This is a genomic window from Chryseobacterium sp. WX, from assembly GCF_029542485.1.
Taxonomy (GTDB): domain Bacteria; phylum Bacteroidota; class Bacteroidia; order Flavobacteriales; family Weeksellaceae; genus Chryseobacterium; species Chryseobacterium cucumeris.
On the sequence record NZ_CP120710.1, the window covers coordinates 1003316 to 1018956 of the forward strand.

Below are 15641 nucleotides of genomic sequence, written 5' to 3' on the forward strand. Positions count from 1 at the left end.
AAGCATAAAAAAGGCTAAACCTTATGAGTTTAACCAATTATTATCTCGATTTTCTTATTTTAAAAATGCTCTATAAATTTTATGAATACTTACTCCAGTTCCCTCTTCAGGAACTTTCCAGTCAAGCTCTTCTTAGACTTTACAATTTCTTCAGGAGTTCCCTGTGCAACGATCTGTCCGCCATGTTTTCCTCCTTCTGGTCCTACGTCAATAATATGGTCTGCTAATTTGATGACGTCCATATTATGTTCGATGATGATGAATGAGTTTCCAAGTTCTACCAATTGGTTGATGGCATCCATCAGGATTTTTACGTCTTCGAAATGAAGTCCTGTAGTTGGTTCATCAAGGATATAAAGGGTATTTCCGGTTTGTCTTTTTGCCAATTCAGTAGCAAGCTTGATACGTTGTGCTTCACCTCCTGAAAGGGTTGTCGACTGCTGTCCAAGGGTAATATACCCTAAACCTACATCCTGTAATGTTTTTACTTTTGCAAAAATCTTAGGAATTGGCTGGAAGAAATCTACCGCTTCATCAATCGTCATATCCAATACGTCAGAGATTGATTTTCCTTTGTAACGAACTTCTAAGGTTTCTCTGTTAAAACGTTTTCCGTTGCAGGTTTCGCAGTGTACGTATACATCCGGAAGGAAATTCATTTCGATCACTTTTAATCCTCCACCCTGACAGGTTTCGCATCTTCCACCTTTTACGTTGAAAGAGAATCTTCCAGGCTTATACCCACGAATTTTGCTTTCTGGCAGCTCTGCAAAAAGGTTTCTGATATCGGTAAACATTCCGGTGTAGGTTGCAGGATTCGAACGTGGCGTTCTTCCGATTGGAGTCTGATCTACATCTACAATTTTATCAATATTTTCTAGCCCTTCAATCTTTTTGTATGGTAACGGTTCTTGAACCGCTCTGTAGAAATGCTTGTTAAGGATCGGATATAATGTTCCGTTAATCAGAGAAGATTTTCCGCTTCCTGAAATTCCGGTTACTACAACCAGTTTTCCAAGAGGAATATCCAGGGTTACATTTTTAAGATTATTCCCAGTAGCTCCTTTTAAAACAATATTTTTACCGCTTCCAGCTCTTCTTTCTGCCGGAATTTCTATTTTTCTTTTTCCATTGATGTATTGAGCCGTGATGGTATCAGCTTTCAAAAGATCTTTTGGTTTTCCCTGCCAAAGAATCTCTCCACCGAATTTTCCTGCTCTCGGACCAATATCCAGCACCTCATCGGCTTCCAGGATCATGTCTTTATCATGTTCTACCACCAATACAGAGTTTCCAATGTCTCTCAGGTTTTTCAGGGAATGGATGAGTCTCTCATTATCTCTCTGGTGAAGCCCGATACTTGGTTCATCAAGGATATATAAAACATTCACCAACTGAGATCCGATCTGTGTTGCCAGACGAATTCTCTGCGATTCTCCTCCGGAAAGTGTTTTTGAACTTCTGCTCAAACTTAAATAATCCAATCCTACATCCAGCAAAAACTGAAGTCTGGTTTCAATTTCTTTTAAGATCTCATGAGCAATGATTTTATTTTTTTCGGAGAATTTATCTTTAACATCAGCCAGCCAGTCTTTTAAATCCGCTAAGCTTAAAGCATTAACCTCAGCAATGTTCTTTCCATCAATTTTAAAACTTAAGCTTGAAGGCTGAAGACGGGTTCCGTGACATTCAGGGCATATTTCTTCTGTAGTAAAATGTCTTTCCAATAAAACAGCTTCATATGAGTCTCTATCATCAATAATCTCCTCCATGAAAGCAATCAGACCATCGAAACCAATTTTTATTTTTTTGGTAATTCCGGCGTATTTCAGGTCTTTATTAAACTCTTTATGACATCCGTTATAGATATAATCCAATGCTTCTTCAGGAATATCCTGCAATGCCGTTGTTAATCCTAATCCAAAGATCTCAAGAATGTTTTTGATCTGTGACAGAATCCATTTGTTGGACTTGATATCTTCCAACGGCAGTAATCCTCCCTGATTGATAGATAGTTTCGGATTGTCTATAAAGTAATCGGTATTGATTTTTTTAATAGTTCCCAAACCTTTACAATTCGGGCAGCTTCCTTTTGGAGAATTGAATGAGAAGGTATTGGGTTCCGGCAGTGCCAGAGAGTGTCCGGTTTCAGCATCCATCAGGTTTTTGGAAAAATATTCGATATCTGTACTTCCCAATTTCTGAATTCCGATAATTCCTTCTCCCATTTCCATTGCTGTACGCAATGATTTCTCCATTCTTCCTTCTGAAGCATTCTCACCGATGATCCAACGGTCGATAACGATATCGATGTCGTGGGTTTTATAACGGTCAAGTTTTAAATCATATTCAATATCCTGCAGTTCGCCATCAATTCTTGCCTGCCCGTAACCTTTTTTGGCCATCTGAACAAAGAGCTCATGATAATGTCCTTTTCTGGAACGTACCACTGGCGCCAAAAGCATGATTTTCTCTTTTTTATAATTTTCTTTGATGGTTTCAAGGATCTGATCTTCGGTATAGCTTACCAACTTCTGCCCTGTAGACAAAGAGTACGCATCTGAAACTCTTGCATACAAAAGACGTAGAAAGTCATACAGTTCAGTAACGGTTCCGACAGTAGAACGCGGATTTTTATTGGTTGTTTTCTGCTCGATAGCAATAACCGGAGAAAGTCCTTCAATTTTATCTACATCCGGACGCTCCAATCCACCTAAAAACTGACGGGCATACGCAGAGAATGTTTCGATATAACGACGCTGGCCTTCCGCAAAAATAGTATCGAAAGCCAATGACGATTTTCCACTTCCGGAAAGGCCGGTAATCACGACCAATTCGTTGCGTGGAATTTTTACATTAATATTTTTCAGGTTGTGTTCACGTGCTCCGTAAACTTCTATATATTCTGTTGATTTGCTCATAATTTGGAGTGACTTTGCCTGAAAATCACAACGTGCAAAAATACGAAATTTTATAGACTTTTTTTGAATATAAATGGGATAAAAGTTTCATAAAAAATTCTTAGGTTTTGTTAAGACACTGAACCCGATGTTATTGAATTTTTCCGGAATGATTTTATATTTTTCACATCATTATCTTTGGGCTGAAGCCAATGGAAGCTCATTTATTAAAAAACAGGCTAAAGCCCGTTCCTATTGATATGATAAAATATATTGAGATTAAAAAAGGTATAATCATAATTACAAATTTTCATTTGCACGTATTGTATTCCCAGACAGCGTGACTGATATCGGAGATGATTTTTTCCGTATCTGCCATTTCTTCTTTAATATTTTTAAGATAAATGGATAAAATCACATGTTTTCCATTTGGAAGTTTTATAATTCCTACATCATTCATTGCAGCGCGTAGATTATTTTCATTTCTTCCGGAAATTCCTGTTCGGTGTGCCAATTCTGTGCCTACAGGCAGTCCCGCTTTCATCCAGGTAAGCCCTCTTGAAGTTTCTACCATCACCTGATACAGGTATTTTGTAGTTTCTTTTTTCAACACTTTTCCTTTATAGAATTTTTCTAAAAGCTCTGTGGTTGCCAAAGGCGTTGTTGTATTCACATAACATTTTTCAAACGAGGACATTTCCTTCTCATTTACTTTTATGGTAAAATCTTTAATCCCCTGCTGATTAATAAATTTCTGTACTGTCTCCGTTCCGCCAATGATGTTCAATAAAATGTCACAACCATTGTTATCACTGTGGGAAACGGTATATCTTAATAACTGATCTAAGGTAAGATACATATTCCCCTGAGGATATTCTTCCCGGATCGGACTCCAGGTTTCTGGTAGCAGATCTTCTTTTTTGATGAAAAACTTTTGATCCAGTTTTAATATACCTTCGTCAACCCGGTTTAAAACAGCTAAGGCAATGTGAAATTTGAAAACACTCAACATTGGAGTTTCTTTATTTCCGTTGATGCTCAGTGTATCTTTATCTTCTATTCCTTTTAAAGATATTCCAACAGTTGCATTTTTTGTAGAGATTATCTGATTAATTTTATTTTTCAGATCTTTAATAGTCTGGCTTTTTAAATGAGCACCAAAGAGGAGGAGAAGTATTAAAAGTGATATTTTTTTCATTGAATTCTGATCTTATTCTGAACATTACATTAAAAATGCCGTAGCGGGTACGGCATTTATTTTTTCAACTTATTTTATAAGAACTACATATCCTGGAAATCAACATCTTCATTGGTAATCCTTACGATATATTCGATTCCATCAATGGCTTTGGCAATAATCTGATTTCTTATAATATTGGCCATATTTTCCCAATAGGCTCTTCCGTAGAAAGAATAGTTCTGCGGAATGATTTCTACCTCAACAGTTCTTACAAAACCTTCTTTTGGCTTGTTGCTGATCATCGTTCCTCTTCTTACCCTTACTTCTCTTACTTCATCTTTCAGAATCATACGGCAATAGTTTTTAACGTCTTCCAAAGAAATGATCTTATCTCTGGTTGTCAGGGCATATTTATACGCCTGAATACTATCCGTTCCTTTTTGTTCCTCAGCTCCACCTAATGTTTCGGTAAGCAGTACCACAGTCTGGGATTTCAACTGGTTGGAAAGTTCAGTTCCCGGACGCATATGATTGGCCAGCGTACAGTGTGTTACCCAAAAAGAAGCGTAGGTATGATCGGTTTTTTCCACCGGTTCCATGATCACGTAATTCAGCTCCTGTCTGATATTCCTTTTGGCATTATTTACTTTCTGCACCATGGATTTCATTTTGTCAGACATTTCACTTAAGACTCCTTTTACATTATCTCTGTTCAAAAGGGAAAATGCAGCAATTTCATCTCTTGTCAGTTCCAGAACATTGGCAATCATATCTACTGCATTTCGGCTGGTAAAACGCTCCATTCCTCCTTTTCTTACGGTATACAACCCTTTTTTAAGATCATCGGCCGGGGTGAAAGGAATTTCGGTATATCTTCTGCCGTCACCATCCTGTACCTCATCCACATAAAGAAAATGCTCGCCTTCGTCTGTTACCAAAGGAATATTATTTCCCATGATATCAAGGCTGTATTCTGTTTTTTTCCAACCTCTGTTGTAGATAGGAAAAGCATTCAGTACAAATGAGAAATTATCCAGGATTTCTGCTGAAAACTGTGGTGGAAACTCAAACGTAAGCCACAGATAACTTTTATTATCCAGAAATTTAGTAATTTCTTCTTTTCCAGTCAGGAAATCAAGGTTCTGTGGAAGCTGTCCCGGTTCTGAGAACAGACTTTGAGAGATTCCTGTTACTTCAATAAATTTATGGCGATAGATACTTTTAATATCCTCAATCACCTTATTTCTGATGGATTGTTCTTTGAACATCTGCTCGTAACCATCATTCTGACTTTCTGTAAGATAGCTCAATCCTTCTCTTACAAACAGAGGATTCCCATTACTTGAAACCGTGATATACGGTAATAATTTGTATACGAAATCAAGGTGCTCGAAAGCAGGATTGGAGCAGAATATGCTCAGGTATTTGGGAAAGTTTTCACTTACATATTTGCTTACATCTACCCCTATTGTGATTTTTCTGTAATCTTCAGGTCTTCCCTGAAATCTTGCAATAGGAATTTTGTTGAATCTGTCATCGATGCTGTAGCAGGTATTTCCTACAAACATGATTGAAGTGTGAACTTTATTGATTCTCACATTTCCTACAGGAGTAAAAGGAATGTTCAGCTGCTTGTCTGATTCTGATTTTACCGTGGAAGTCATCTGTTTACGGAAGAAAAATTCCGTGTGTTCCAATAAGATCTCAGAAGACTCATAAGGCTGCGTAAAAGCTACAGAATGAGCCGGAATAGGATGTGTATAAATGGACGGTGTAAGCAGTTTTGCCAGTTTTTCCAATATACGGGCATTCACCGTCTGTATTTCATTATTCGCTTTGAAGACCTCTGTACTGAATGCGTCTATCAGCAGTTTTACAAAAGGATCTAAAGACTGCGGGCTTCTTAGTCCCCATACTTTAGTTGCATTCTGCAGCATTCTTGCTTTTACAGATTCTTTGGAATAAATATTCTGATCTAAATTCATAATTTTCTTTCGCTGTTAAAAATATTAATCAATAGACATCGGGCTTAGAAACAATTCTGTGGAAAAACTAAAACGTTCTCCTGTTTCTTCCATTTTTGCATTGATGGCAATTCTTACTTTCTTTTTAATTTCGGTGTGTTCTTTAGTATCGTAGCTGTGCTCTACAAATTGTATGTGAGCATCAATCTGCGGGTTCACGATTCTTGGTTCATATTCCTGAATCTGTCTTCTTAAGCTTTTGATAAAAACGCTTTCCCAGATGGCACTTGTAACTCCATTATCGAATTCAAGGTTCCAGACATCGTTTCCATAGTTTTCATCATATCTGTTCTCCCCTTTTTTGGTGGTGATCAGCAGCATAATATTGTGGGCAATACTTTCCCCCATATCGCAGGTATCGATACTTCCGCCTTCGGTCATTAAAGTAGACGGTACGAAAGGCATTCTGTAATTTGGTGTATCCATAACTTATTGTTTTTACTTCATGGTCCTGTTCTAAAAACGAAATACCAAAATACGCATTTTCGGCAAATAATAATGACAATACTTTAAATATTATTCAAAAACAAGGGCCTTCAAACTGAATTGAAAGCCCCATGAATCTGTTATATTATTTTTTATATTAATTATCCACCTTTTTTCGATTGATAAAATAGTACACAGGAAGTCCCAGCAATACCAAAACAAAACCAGGCCATGTATATTGCTGCTTATAAATAAGCAACAGGATACAGAAACAAGTTCCGATGACAAGGTAAATAACAGGGGTTACAGGATACAGCCATGTCTTATAAGGTCTTTCCAGTTCCGGCTGTTTCATTCTTAAATAAATAACCCCAAAAACTGTAATCATGTAAAACAGAACGATCACGAAAGAAATCATATCCAATAAATTTCCGTACTGCCCGCTCAGACATAGAATTGATGCCCAGATTCCCTGCATCCATAAGGCATTTTCAGGAACTTCATTTTTATTATTTTTTTCTGCCGATTTAAAGAACATTCCGTCTTTTGCCATCGTCTGGAAAACTCTTGCTCCCGCCAGAATCAATCCGTTATTACATCCAAATGTAGAAATCATAACTAATAAAGCAATGATGATCGTTCCTGCACTTCCGAAAATATTCTGGGATGCCGCTACCGCTACTCTATCATTGGCAGCAAATGCAATTCCATCTCTGTCCAGAGCATTTAAGTAGACATAGTTCACCGCGATGTAAAGGATCATTACAGCAGAAGTACCATAAATCATTGATTTTACTACATTTTTTTTAGGGTTTTCAATTTCTCCGGAAACAAATGTTACACTTTCCCACGCTACAGAGCTGAAGACAGAACCTACCATGGCAGCAGCGATTCCTCCTAAAAGAGTCATTCCTCCAATCGGTTCCCAGCCTTCTTTAAGGAAATTTCCGCTCAAATCTTTTTTAAGGTTATTAAAAGAATCTGTTCCCCAGCTGAAGTTTTCTGCTAAATGAGAAATGTCTACCAATATAAAACCGGCGGCAATCAGTCCCAGTAATGCAATAATTTTGGAACCGGTAAAGATATTCTGAAGAATTTTCCCACTTTCTACACCTCTGGTATTGATGTACGTAAGCAACAGAATCACAGCAATTGCCAGAATCTGTATCCAGGTAATTTTAAATTCACCACTCTGGAAAATAGGGGCAGCATCGTTTAATGAAGGAATCAAATATGCTGTAAATTTACCAAAAGCCATTGCTACGGCTGCAATTGTTCCGGTCTGTATTACGGTAAACAATCCCCATCCGTAAAGGAATCCCATTCTTTTACCAAAGATTTCTTTCAGGTAAGTATATTGCCCTCCGGCTTTCGGAAACAGTGCGGACAGTTCTCCATAACTTATGGCTGCGGCTACTGTCATTATTCCTGTGATCACCCACACCACAATGAGCCAATATCCTGATCCCAGGTTTCGCATCATATCAGCACTTACAATAAAGATCCCGCTTCCGATCATAGATCCCATCACAAGCATGATGGCATCCCATAGTTTCAGTTTTTTTTGCATAGTCAAGTATAGGAGTCAAATATAATCAAATCTGTCTTTGATTTTCAATTTTGTTGAAAATTCATCAAAACACCTGTTTTTTGTCATTTTTTATTCCTTTATGATTCAATTTTAATTAGTATTTTTGAAAAAAATATTAAACATGAAATTTAAAGTTTTATTATTTGCTGCCGCTTTTACAGGCTCTTCATTAGCATTTGCTCAATCCGGACCACCAGAAGGGAAAGCTTTGGTAGGTGATACTTATGGAAGCCAGGTAACTTCATCTGCTGTATCCAAAGCTATCAGCGTAGATAAATTGAATAAGCAGCTTAAAAAAGACAACAAAAAAGTTGAGAATGTATCTATTAAAGGAAAAGTAACTGACGTATGTGACAAAAAAGGTTGCTGGCTTACAATCCAGACAGAAGATAATTCTAAGTTTTTTGTAAAAATGAAAGACTATGCTTTCTTCGTACCTACAGCTTTAAAAGGAAAAAATGTAGTATTGGATGGTAATGCAGAAAGAAAAGTAATTTCTGTAAATGAGCAGAAACATTATGCAGAAGATGCTAAACAGCCACAGTCTGAAATTGATGCTATTACTCAACCTAAAGAAGAGATCAGATTTGTGGCGAATGGAATTAAAGTGGTTAAGTAAGCTTAATTATTGAATAAAATCTATAAAATTAGATTTTGGCTAAAACCGGATGAATATTTTTTAACATTCTATAGGATAAAGCCCATTTCTATTGAATATAAATTTTATTTACTAGTCAAATTCTGAAATCAGATATAAAAATACAAATTCGGCAGGCCTAAAGGCCTGCCGAATTTTTTATAAGATGATATTAACTGATCTTATTATTTACTCAGTTTCTTTTCTTTTTCTAACATTACCGGATAAACAGGTAGAAAATCATACGATGGATAAAACTCTGTCTTGAATCCACCCCAAGCTCCGCTTTCAAAAACCTGATTCACTTCTCTTGTGTATTCAGGTTTAAATCTTAAAGTAATAATCTGTCCTATTCCCATCACAACATTCCAGGATACAATACGGGTGTGACTTTTATTGAGCTTCTGATAAAATTTTTGCTTCATCACTCTTGCCTGGATTGAGTCCACAGGATTTTCCTGCATGTGGCGGAGGATTACGGTCACCATTACACTATCATTTGCTTTATAGGGAATGGCAGACTGATTTTGTGCCATCAAAGGCGATCCCATACTTATCAATAAAATTAAGGTCAGAAAATTTTTCATCATAATAATCCTTATTAATTAATTTAGTAACGGAGATTATCTTTACACCATTGTTTTAATCTTCAATTTTAAATTCTACCACAGCATCCAGTTTAGGATATTTAGTTGCAGAAATAAATTTCTTTCCGGTACAGTCTATTTCCAGCCAGCCTTTCTTTTGTTTTACGTCCCCTGCTTCCATCACAAAAGGAATAAAAGAAATTTCATTCTTTCCTTCTTCTTTGATCTCCCTGTACTGAACGGCAATATCCAAAATACATTCATGCTCTGTATTCAGCTTTACATTTCTGTAAATAACATCATAATGCGTTTCCTGGTTCTCGGGAATTTCAAGGTAAGTTTCCCAGCCTGTAGTATCAGAGTTCAGTTCACTGATTGCTTTTAATGCATAATAAAGAGCAATTGTATAGTATTTTCTTGTTCCTTTCCGGGTATAATCTTCAACAAAGTGCCCGCCTTCAAATAAGATGGTTGGCATTCCTGCTTTGATAAAGTTATCTCCGGTAGAAGTCGGATAAAATTCATCAGAATATCTTCCGATCTGGTTGGGAATCATTTCTTTTAAATGATTGTACACGCTTCCAATGACTGCCATACATTTTTTTCTGTTTTCGGTAACCGTCCGTTCTACATTTTCAGAAGGAGCCAAAAATGAAAGCGTAGCAGGATGAATTCCATCAGTAGTAAAAATGGTTCTCTGCTCATGAAGGTTTAAAGCATAATCGTATTTTTTGGAAGCAGCTGCTTTCTTCAGGAATTTAATCTCTTTACTTGCTTCATTATGAAAATCTCTGTTCAGATCAATATCGGCTGCATTTAATCTGGTCCATCTTTCAGATCCGTCCGGATTCAGCATGAATATAAAATCAAGTTTTATTTTACTGAACAAATCTTCTTTCATTTCGGGAGCTTTATCAAGACTTATCAAAAGGTCAAGCATAGCATGGGTTGCATTGGATTCATTTCCGTGCATTTGTGACCAGGCCAATACCTGAATGTTTCCGGTTCCGATGCTTAACTGATAAATAGGTTTATCTAAATAGGATGTTCCGATCTCCTGAATATAATCGCTGAGATTGTCCTGTAGATAGGAAAATAATTTTTCAGGGGAAATATAGCGATTTGAGAAATCGGGGTTTTGTGAATAGATCTGTTCAAAATTCATTGTAGGAATAGTTTACAAGAATCAAATTTAGCCATTTTTAGTCAAAAACTTAAATTAACATTTGTAAATACTAGCGAAATTTACAAATTTACATTTGCCATCTGGTTTTAAAATTGTTTACAAGGTTTAAATTAGATATTTTTTGAGTTATGAATAAAGGTTAACAATTGTAACCTTATTAAACAATAGCGAAAGACAAATTGTCTGTGGATAAAATTGTGGATTGCGAATAATTTAATTCAATATATTTAAAATATTAAAAACCAGTTATTTATAAAATCCATTTCAACTGTTTTTACAACATCACTTTAAGTGGTTAAAAGGCTTTAATTCATCATTTAAGAGTTATTTTATTAAACATTTAAATTGTGGATAACCTTGTTGTTTATCGTTGTATACATATGTAAAATCAGTAAACAACCAAACAGATTTCTGAAAATGACTCAAATAACACTTTTTTTAAGAGCTTTACTCTTTAGTAAAATTTGTTCTTTAACAGGACTATTGTTTTTCTTTCAACTTCGCCTAATATAAACTTAAAATAGTATGTTTACATCAGTAATTTACTAATGTAATTCTACCAAAAGTACTTTTATATGCTTTATAAACGGTGTTTATCTATAATTCTGTTTCCGGAAATGATTTAAGTAATTTAATAATGTATATTCTATTTTAAGGATATTTAATAGACAAAATAACTCCATCAATCGATTAAAATTACATTTTTAAACCAGTATTTTGGAAAAATATCAGTCTTTTAATAGATATAAGTAACCTGTTGAGCGTTGTAATAATAGATTGGATAATAAGTAAATACATTTGTAATTTATGTATAATTATCTGATTTTAAAATAATTAAAATCGTATTACAAATGTATACAAAAGAAATTTTACTTTATTTACATTTGTATTTTGCATTTGTAAATTTTATTTGTTACATTTGTAAAATAATTAATAGCTTATTTTTATGAGTTTAAATGAAAGAATTTCCAAAATTATAGAGTATTCTCGTCTTACTCCTTCTGAGTTTGCAGATGAGATTGATGTACAGCGTTCGTCTATTTCTCATATCACATCAGGAAGAAACAAACCGTCTCTTGAATTTATCATAAAAATAAAATCCCGTTTCCCGGAACTTCTTTGGGACTGGCTTGTTACCGGTGAAGGTGAGATGCTGAAATCTCAACTTCCCGAATCAGAAACTAGCGAAGGAAATACTGAAGAGGAAAAAATAAAAACAACTCCACTACCCGACCTTTTCACCATGATGAATGACGATGATGAATTTGGAAGTGATGAAACGGAAGCAGAAGCTCCAGCGTCAAGTCCTGGAGAATCGTTTATACCAGCCCAGGATAAAGCTCCGGAAAAAATATCGGATTCTCAGCGATTAGAAAATTCCGACAATCATATTTTAGGTCAACTATTTGGTAATCAGCAAAGTAAAATAAAACGTATCGTTCTCTTCTACGAAAACGGAAAATTCGAAAGTTTTGAGCCTTAAAAAACCTGATCAAAGAAGATGATCAGGTTAAAAAATATTTGAAGAAGAAAACTAAAGCTATTGCTTTATTTTATTTTAAAATTTTTACGGGATACAGTTGATAGAGTTTTTCTTTTTTATGATCATCTGTTCCTATAATTATAGTTTTTACAATTTGGGTTATTTAAAAGGGTAATAGTATTGGATTATTATATGGTTGAGATTCTATTCTAAAACAGAATTATAACAGTAATTGAAATTATTTTTTTTTGCATTCGTTTTATGGCTCTATCAAATATAATTATTTAAAATCAAATCAGCAATAAAAATAAAATTATTTTACTATATAATCACAACAACAGACAATTTTTTCGATTATTATTAATTTCTATATTTTCCCAGTCGTTTAATTTCAATAAAAAAGACCCGCAAAACTGCAGGCCTAATATATATTGTGGACAATATTATTATTTCTTTCTTCTTTCCAATTCTTTTTTGATCAGTCCAAGCTCTCTTCCTGTTTGTCCGGCTACAGACGTATTTTCCTGGGCTCTTCTCGTCAAATATGGCACAACATCCTTTACAGGTCCGTATGGAAGATATTTAGCCACATTATAGCCTTTATCAGACAAATAGAAGGTAATATTATCGCTCATTCCATAAAGCTGTCCGAAATAAACGTGTGGATTACCGTTTTCCAGAGATTTTGCTTTCATTTTATCCATAATCAGCTCAGAAGAGATTTCGTTATGGGTTCCAAAGAACGCTGAAACCTTATCCAGATGATCCATCACGAAGTCAATTCCTGCATTATAATTTTTATCTGAAGCCTCTTTAGTTGGCTGAATCGGATCTGCATACCCTTTTTCTGCTGCTCTGGCTCTTTCTTTTTCCATATAAGCGCCACGTACGATCTTGTAGCCAATAAAGTAATTTTTCTCTCTTGCTCTTTGAAGGTTGGCTTCCATATACTCCAGTCTTCCGGTTCTGTACATCTGGATGGTATTCCAAACGATAGGCTTCTGCTGGTTATATTTCTCCATCATCTCTTCGCAAAGATGGTCTGCTGCATCCTGCATCCAGGTTTCTTCAGCATCCACCATTACTTTTTTATCATGTTCATGGCAAAGACTGCATACTTCATCAAATCTTTTTACGACTCTTTCCCATTCTTCTTTCTGGCTGGTAGTAAGTTCTGCTCCTTTTCCAACAGCTTCATACAGATCAATTCTTCCGAAAGCAGTAGGTTTAAAAACAATAAAAGGAATTGCCGGATTTCCTACTGAGAATCTTACAATGTCCTTAATTTCTTTGCAAACCGCATCAAAGGTTTCCTCATCTTCTTTCCCTTCAATGGAATAATCAAAAATACTTCCAACTCCTCTTTTGAACAGCTGCTTCACCACTTTCATACTCTCTTCACGGGTTTCACCACCACAGAACTGTGCAAATAAGGTATTTTTTACAATTCCGGTTACGAAAGGAAAGTTATTGTGTACTGTGAAATTCAGAACAGATGTTCCAAGGCTTGTAAGAGCTGGCTGTTCAATCATTTTAAACATCCAGTAAGCCTTTCTCAATTGTGCATCAGACTTGTCTGCAAATGCAATTTTAGTATCATTAAAAATGGGCATTCCTATTTATTAAATTTAGTTATGCAAAGGTAATAATAACCTCAGTTTATTTAAAGAATTTTTTTACAATTTATGCTCTATTCCATTTAAGAGCATTGCGATGATTCCAATAAAAACCCAGAAACGTAATATATTCAATGTAAATAAGTTACTTCTTCGGGAAGCATTTAACAGGAGATAAATGCATACGATCATAACAAAAAGCCCTCCGGCAAAATAATAGGCCATAAACCCGGTAATACTGGTTTTTGTAATAATCTTCATTGAAACTACCATGGTAATGATGAGTAAAGAAGTCAGAATAATTTTTGTATTTCTGCTTTTAAAATAATTGGGAATTGTGGTATATCCGAATGTTTTATCCACACTTCTGGTAAGAGTATCTTTCACAATATCAATACAGAGCAGGATAAGAAACAGAAAGACAGCCATCAGGAAAACCTTTTTGGAAAAGGTTTCGTAATACACCATCATTCCAAAGAACGGATACAGGGTGAGGCTGACAAAAGTGAGATTGTTCAGTATCAGTATTCTGCTCAGTTTATGACTGTAAAACCACATAAAGAACTGATATACCACAAAAAAGGTAAATACATTATGAGAAATCATCCAGGCTACCCCTAAAGAAATAGCACTGAGAGCCAGGTATGCATAGAGAAAATATTTCTGTTTGATGAACCTCTGTAACCTTGTTCTGAAAGGTTTTACCAAATGATCTTTCTCCAGGTCATAGAATTGATTGATAATACCGCCTGCCAGAATCGTAAGGACGGTACAAAAAATAATACCGTGAACTTTAAAATCAAAGACAAATTTTCTGAAAGATTCATCCTGATTGAACAGGAAAAAAGTAGAAACATAAAGAGCAAACGTCAAAAGAGCGGCTACAAAAAAACGTGCTCCGAGGAGAAAGCCCACGAATTGTGAAAATCTGTAAAATAGAGATTTTGAGAGATAATTTTTAGATTGGAAAGGTTCTTTTTCAGAATTCATTCCAATCTATTTAAAATCTGTAAATCACTTCTTTTTGGAAGCCATCAAGCATTTTTTCTGCTTTTGCATAATCTTTGGTAAATCCTAAGATATAGCCGCCTCCACCGCTACCGCACAGTTTCAGATAATAAGCGTTAGAATCCAGACCTTTTTTCCAGATATTAAAAATACTTTCAGGGATCATAGGACGGAAATGTTCATAAGCCCAGTGAGAAAGCTTTTTAAGATTTCTGAAGAAAGGGTTCATGTCTTTTTTAAGGAAAGATTCGATACATGCGTTGTTATAACGGATAAACTCTTCTTTCAGGGTTTTACGGAAACCTTCTGTTTTCATTTTTTCGAAGAAAATCTGGATCATAGGTCCTGTCTCTCCTGTCATTCCGGAATCAATCAGGAAAATGGCTCCTTTTCCTTCTTCACCTTCCGGAATATCTACCCTGTCTAAATTTTCTTTATTTTCGATAAGGATTGGCAGATTCATATAACAGATCAGCGGATCCATTCCTGAACTTTTTCCATGGAAATAGCTTTCCATTTCACCGAAAACAGCTTTTAATTTTTTAAGATTATCTTTTGAAATGTTTTCAGGGTTCAGTTTGCTGACTGAATATTTTTCAAAAATAGCAGCTACCAAAGCCCCGGAACTTCCCACTCCATATCCCTGAGGAATATTGGAATCAAAGAAAAGTCCGTTTGAAATATCATTTTTGAAGCTCTCGATATCCAACTTAAAATCGTCGGAAAGATCGAGTGCTGTAAGAAATTCAGAATATTTCTGCAGATGTCTGTTGGAATTAAGTTCAAATTCAGAACTCAAATCTGAAAATTTCAAAGTTCCTTTATAGAAGCTGTAGGGTACTACAAGCCCCTGGGAATCTTCAATCATTCCATATTCTCCAAACAGGATTATTTTTGCATAAAATAAAGGGTTGGTCATATTGACAATAAATCTTTTTGCAAAGTTAAAAATTATTCCGCTGAATATAAGCAAAATTCAGGCCGGATTGTCTCCTATTTTACT

Annotated in this window: 12 protein-coding genes; 2 read left to right on the top strand and 10 right to left on the bottom strand. The window is 35.4% G+C overall.

The features are described from left to right. Positions 1–89 precede the first annotated feature (89 nt). The 5 genes from uvrA to PZ898_RS04535 form a co-directional block, all read right to left on the bottom strand. Entirely contained in the window at positions 90–2921 is a 2832-nt protein-coding gene (uvrA, locus tag PZ898_RS04515; protein WP_277694904.1) for an excinuclease ABC subunit UvrA, read from the bottom strand. A 289-nt stretch (positions 2922–3210) separates the two neighbouring features. Beyond that, positions 3211–4098, bottom strand: a complete 888-nt coding sequence (gene bla, locus PZ898_RS04520; protein ID WP_277694905.1) for a class A beta-lactamase, subclass A2 — start codon at positions 4096–4098, stop codon at positions 3211–3213. Between the two features lie 83 nt (positions 4099–4181). After that, a complete protein-coding gene (locus PZ898_RS04525; protein WP_062674952.1) occupies positions 4182–6065 on the bottom strand; it encodes a type VI secretion system baseplate subunit TssF in 1884 nt (627 codons plus the stop codon). Between the two features lie 24 nt (positions 6066–6089). Continuing rightward, positions 6090–6530 (bottom strand): GPW/gp25 family protein, encoded by a 441-nt coding sequence (locus PZ898_RS04530; RefSeq protein ID WP_002979175.1) that lies wholly within the window; start codon positions 6528–6530, stop codon positions 6090–6092. A 157-nt stretch (positions 6531–6687) separates the two neighbouring features. Next, a complete protein-coding gene (locus PZ898_RS04535; protein WP_062674954.1) occupies positions 6688–8100 on the bottom strand; it encodes an amino acid permease in 1413 nt (470 codons plus the stop codon). 142 nt (positions 8101–8242) lie between these two features. Between PZ898_RS04535 and PZ898_RS04540 the strand changes: the two genes are divergently transcribed. Beyond that, entirely contained in the window at positions 8243–8740 is a 498-nt protein-coding gene (locus tag PZ898_RS04540; protein ID WP_062674957.1) for a DUF4920 domain-containing protein, read from the top strand. A 203-nt stretch (positions 8741–8943) separates the two neighbouring features. Here the strand turns inward: PZ898_RS04540 and PZ898_RS04545 are convergent, their stop codons facing one another. Both PZ898_RS04545 and PZ898_RS04550 read right to left on the bottom strand, forming a co-directional pair. Beyond that, positions 8944–9348 (bottom strand): hypothetical protein, encoded by a 405-nt coding sequence (locus PZ898_RS04545; protein ID WP_228432515.1) that lies wholly within the window; start codon positions 9346–9348, stop codon positions 8944–8946. Between the two features lie 52 nt (positions 9349–9400). Then, a complete protein-coding gene (locus tag PZ898_RS04550; protein WP_062674961.1) occupies positions 9401–10510 on the bottom strand; it encodes a M14 family zinc carboxypeptidase in 1110 nt (369 codons plus the stop codon). A gap of 967 nt (positions 10511–11477) precedes the next feature. Between PZ898_RS04550 and PZ898_RS04555 the strand changes: the two genes are divergently transcribed. Continuing rightward, positions 11478–12014, top strand: coding sequence for a helix-turn-helix transcriptional regulator (locus PZ898_RS04555; RefSeq protein WP_120231350.1), 537 nt, complete (start codon positions 11478–11480; stop codon positions 12012–12014). A 446-nt stretch (positions 12015–12460) separates the two neighbouring features. Here PZ898_RS04555 and PZ898_RS04560 read toward each other — a convergent pair whose 3' ends face one another. The 3 genes from PZ898_RS04560 to PZ898_RS04570 all read right to left on the bottom strand — a co-directional run bounded on the left by PZ898_RS04560 (position 12461) and on the right by PZ898_RS04570 (position 15557). Next, positions 12461–13627, bottom strand: coding sequence for a proline dehydrogenase family protein (locus PZ898_RS04560; protein WP_062674965.1), 1167 nt, complete (start codon positions 13625–13627; stop codon positions 12461–12463). Positions 13628–13690: 63 nt separating this feature from the next. Continuing rightward, positions 13691–14620 carry a UbiA family prenyltransferase gene (locus PZ898_RS04565; protein WP_277694906.1) on the bottom strand — a complete coding sequence of 310 codons (930 nt, stop codon included), beginning with the start codon at positions 14618–14620 and terminating at the stop codon, positions 13691–13693. Between the two features lie 10 nt (positions 14621–14630). After that, the gene (locus PZ898_RS04570) at positions 14631–15557 is read right to left on the bottom strand and encodes a mevalonate kinase (protein ID WP_062674970.1); all 927 of its coding nucleotides are present in this window, start codon (positions 15555–15557) and stop codon (positions 14631–14633) included. Between the last annotated feature and the right edge of the window lie 84 nt (positions 15558–15641).

Coding starts and splice junctions, on each gene's coding strand:
- uvrA (WP_277694904.1), bottom strand. CDS start 2,921: ATGAGCAAATCAACAGAATATATAGAAGTTTACGGAGCACGTGAACAC.
- bla (WP_277694905.1), bottom strand. CDS start 4,098: ATGAAAAAAATATCACTTTTAATACTTCTCCTCCTCTTTGGTGCTCAT.
- PZ898_RS04525 (WP_062674952.1), bottom strand. CDS start 6,065: ATGAATTTAGATCAGAATATTTATTCCAAAGAATCTGTAAAAGCAAGA.
- PZ898_RS04530 (WP_002979175.1), bottom strand. CDS start 6,530: ATGGATACACCAAATTACAGAATGCCTTTCGTACCGTCTACTTTAATG.
- PZ898_RS04535 (WP_062674954.1), bottom strand. CDS start 8,100: ATGCAAAAAAAACTGAAACTATGGGATGCCATCATGCTTGTGATGGGA.
- PZ898_RS04540 (WP_062674957.1), top strand. CDS start 8,243: ATGAAATTTAAAGTTTTATTATTTGCTGCCGCTTTTACAGGCTCTTCA.
- PZ898_RS04545 (WP_228432515.1), bottom strand. CDS start 9,348: ATGATGAAAAATTTTCTGACCTTAATTTTATTGATAAGTATGGGATCG.
- PZ898_RS04550 (WP_062674961.1), bottom strand. CDS start 10,510: ATGAATTTTGAACAGATCTATTCACAAAACCCCGATTTCTCAAATCGC.
- PZ898_RS04555 (WP_120231350.1), top strand. CDS start 11,478: ATGAGTTTAAATGAAAGAATTTCCAAAATTATAGAGTATTCTCGTCTT.
- PZ898_RS04560 (WP_062674965.1), bottom strand. CDS start 13,627: ATGCCCATTTTTAATGATACTAAAATTGCATTTGCAGACAAGTCTGAT.
- PZ898_RS04565 (WP_277694906.1), bottom strand. CDS start 14,620: ATGAATTCTGAAAAAGAACCTTTCCAATCTAAAAATTATCTCTCAAAA.
- PZ898_RS04570 (WP_062674970.1), bottom strand. CDS start 15,557: ATGACCAACCCTTTATTTTATGCAAAAATAATCCTGTTTGGAGAATAT.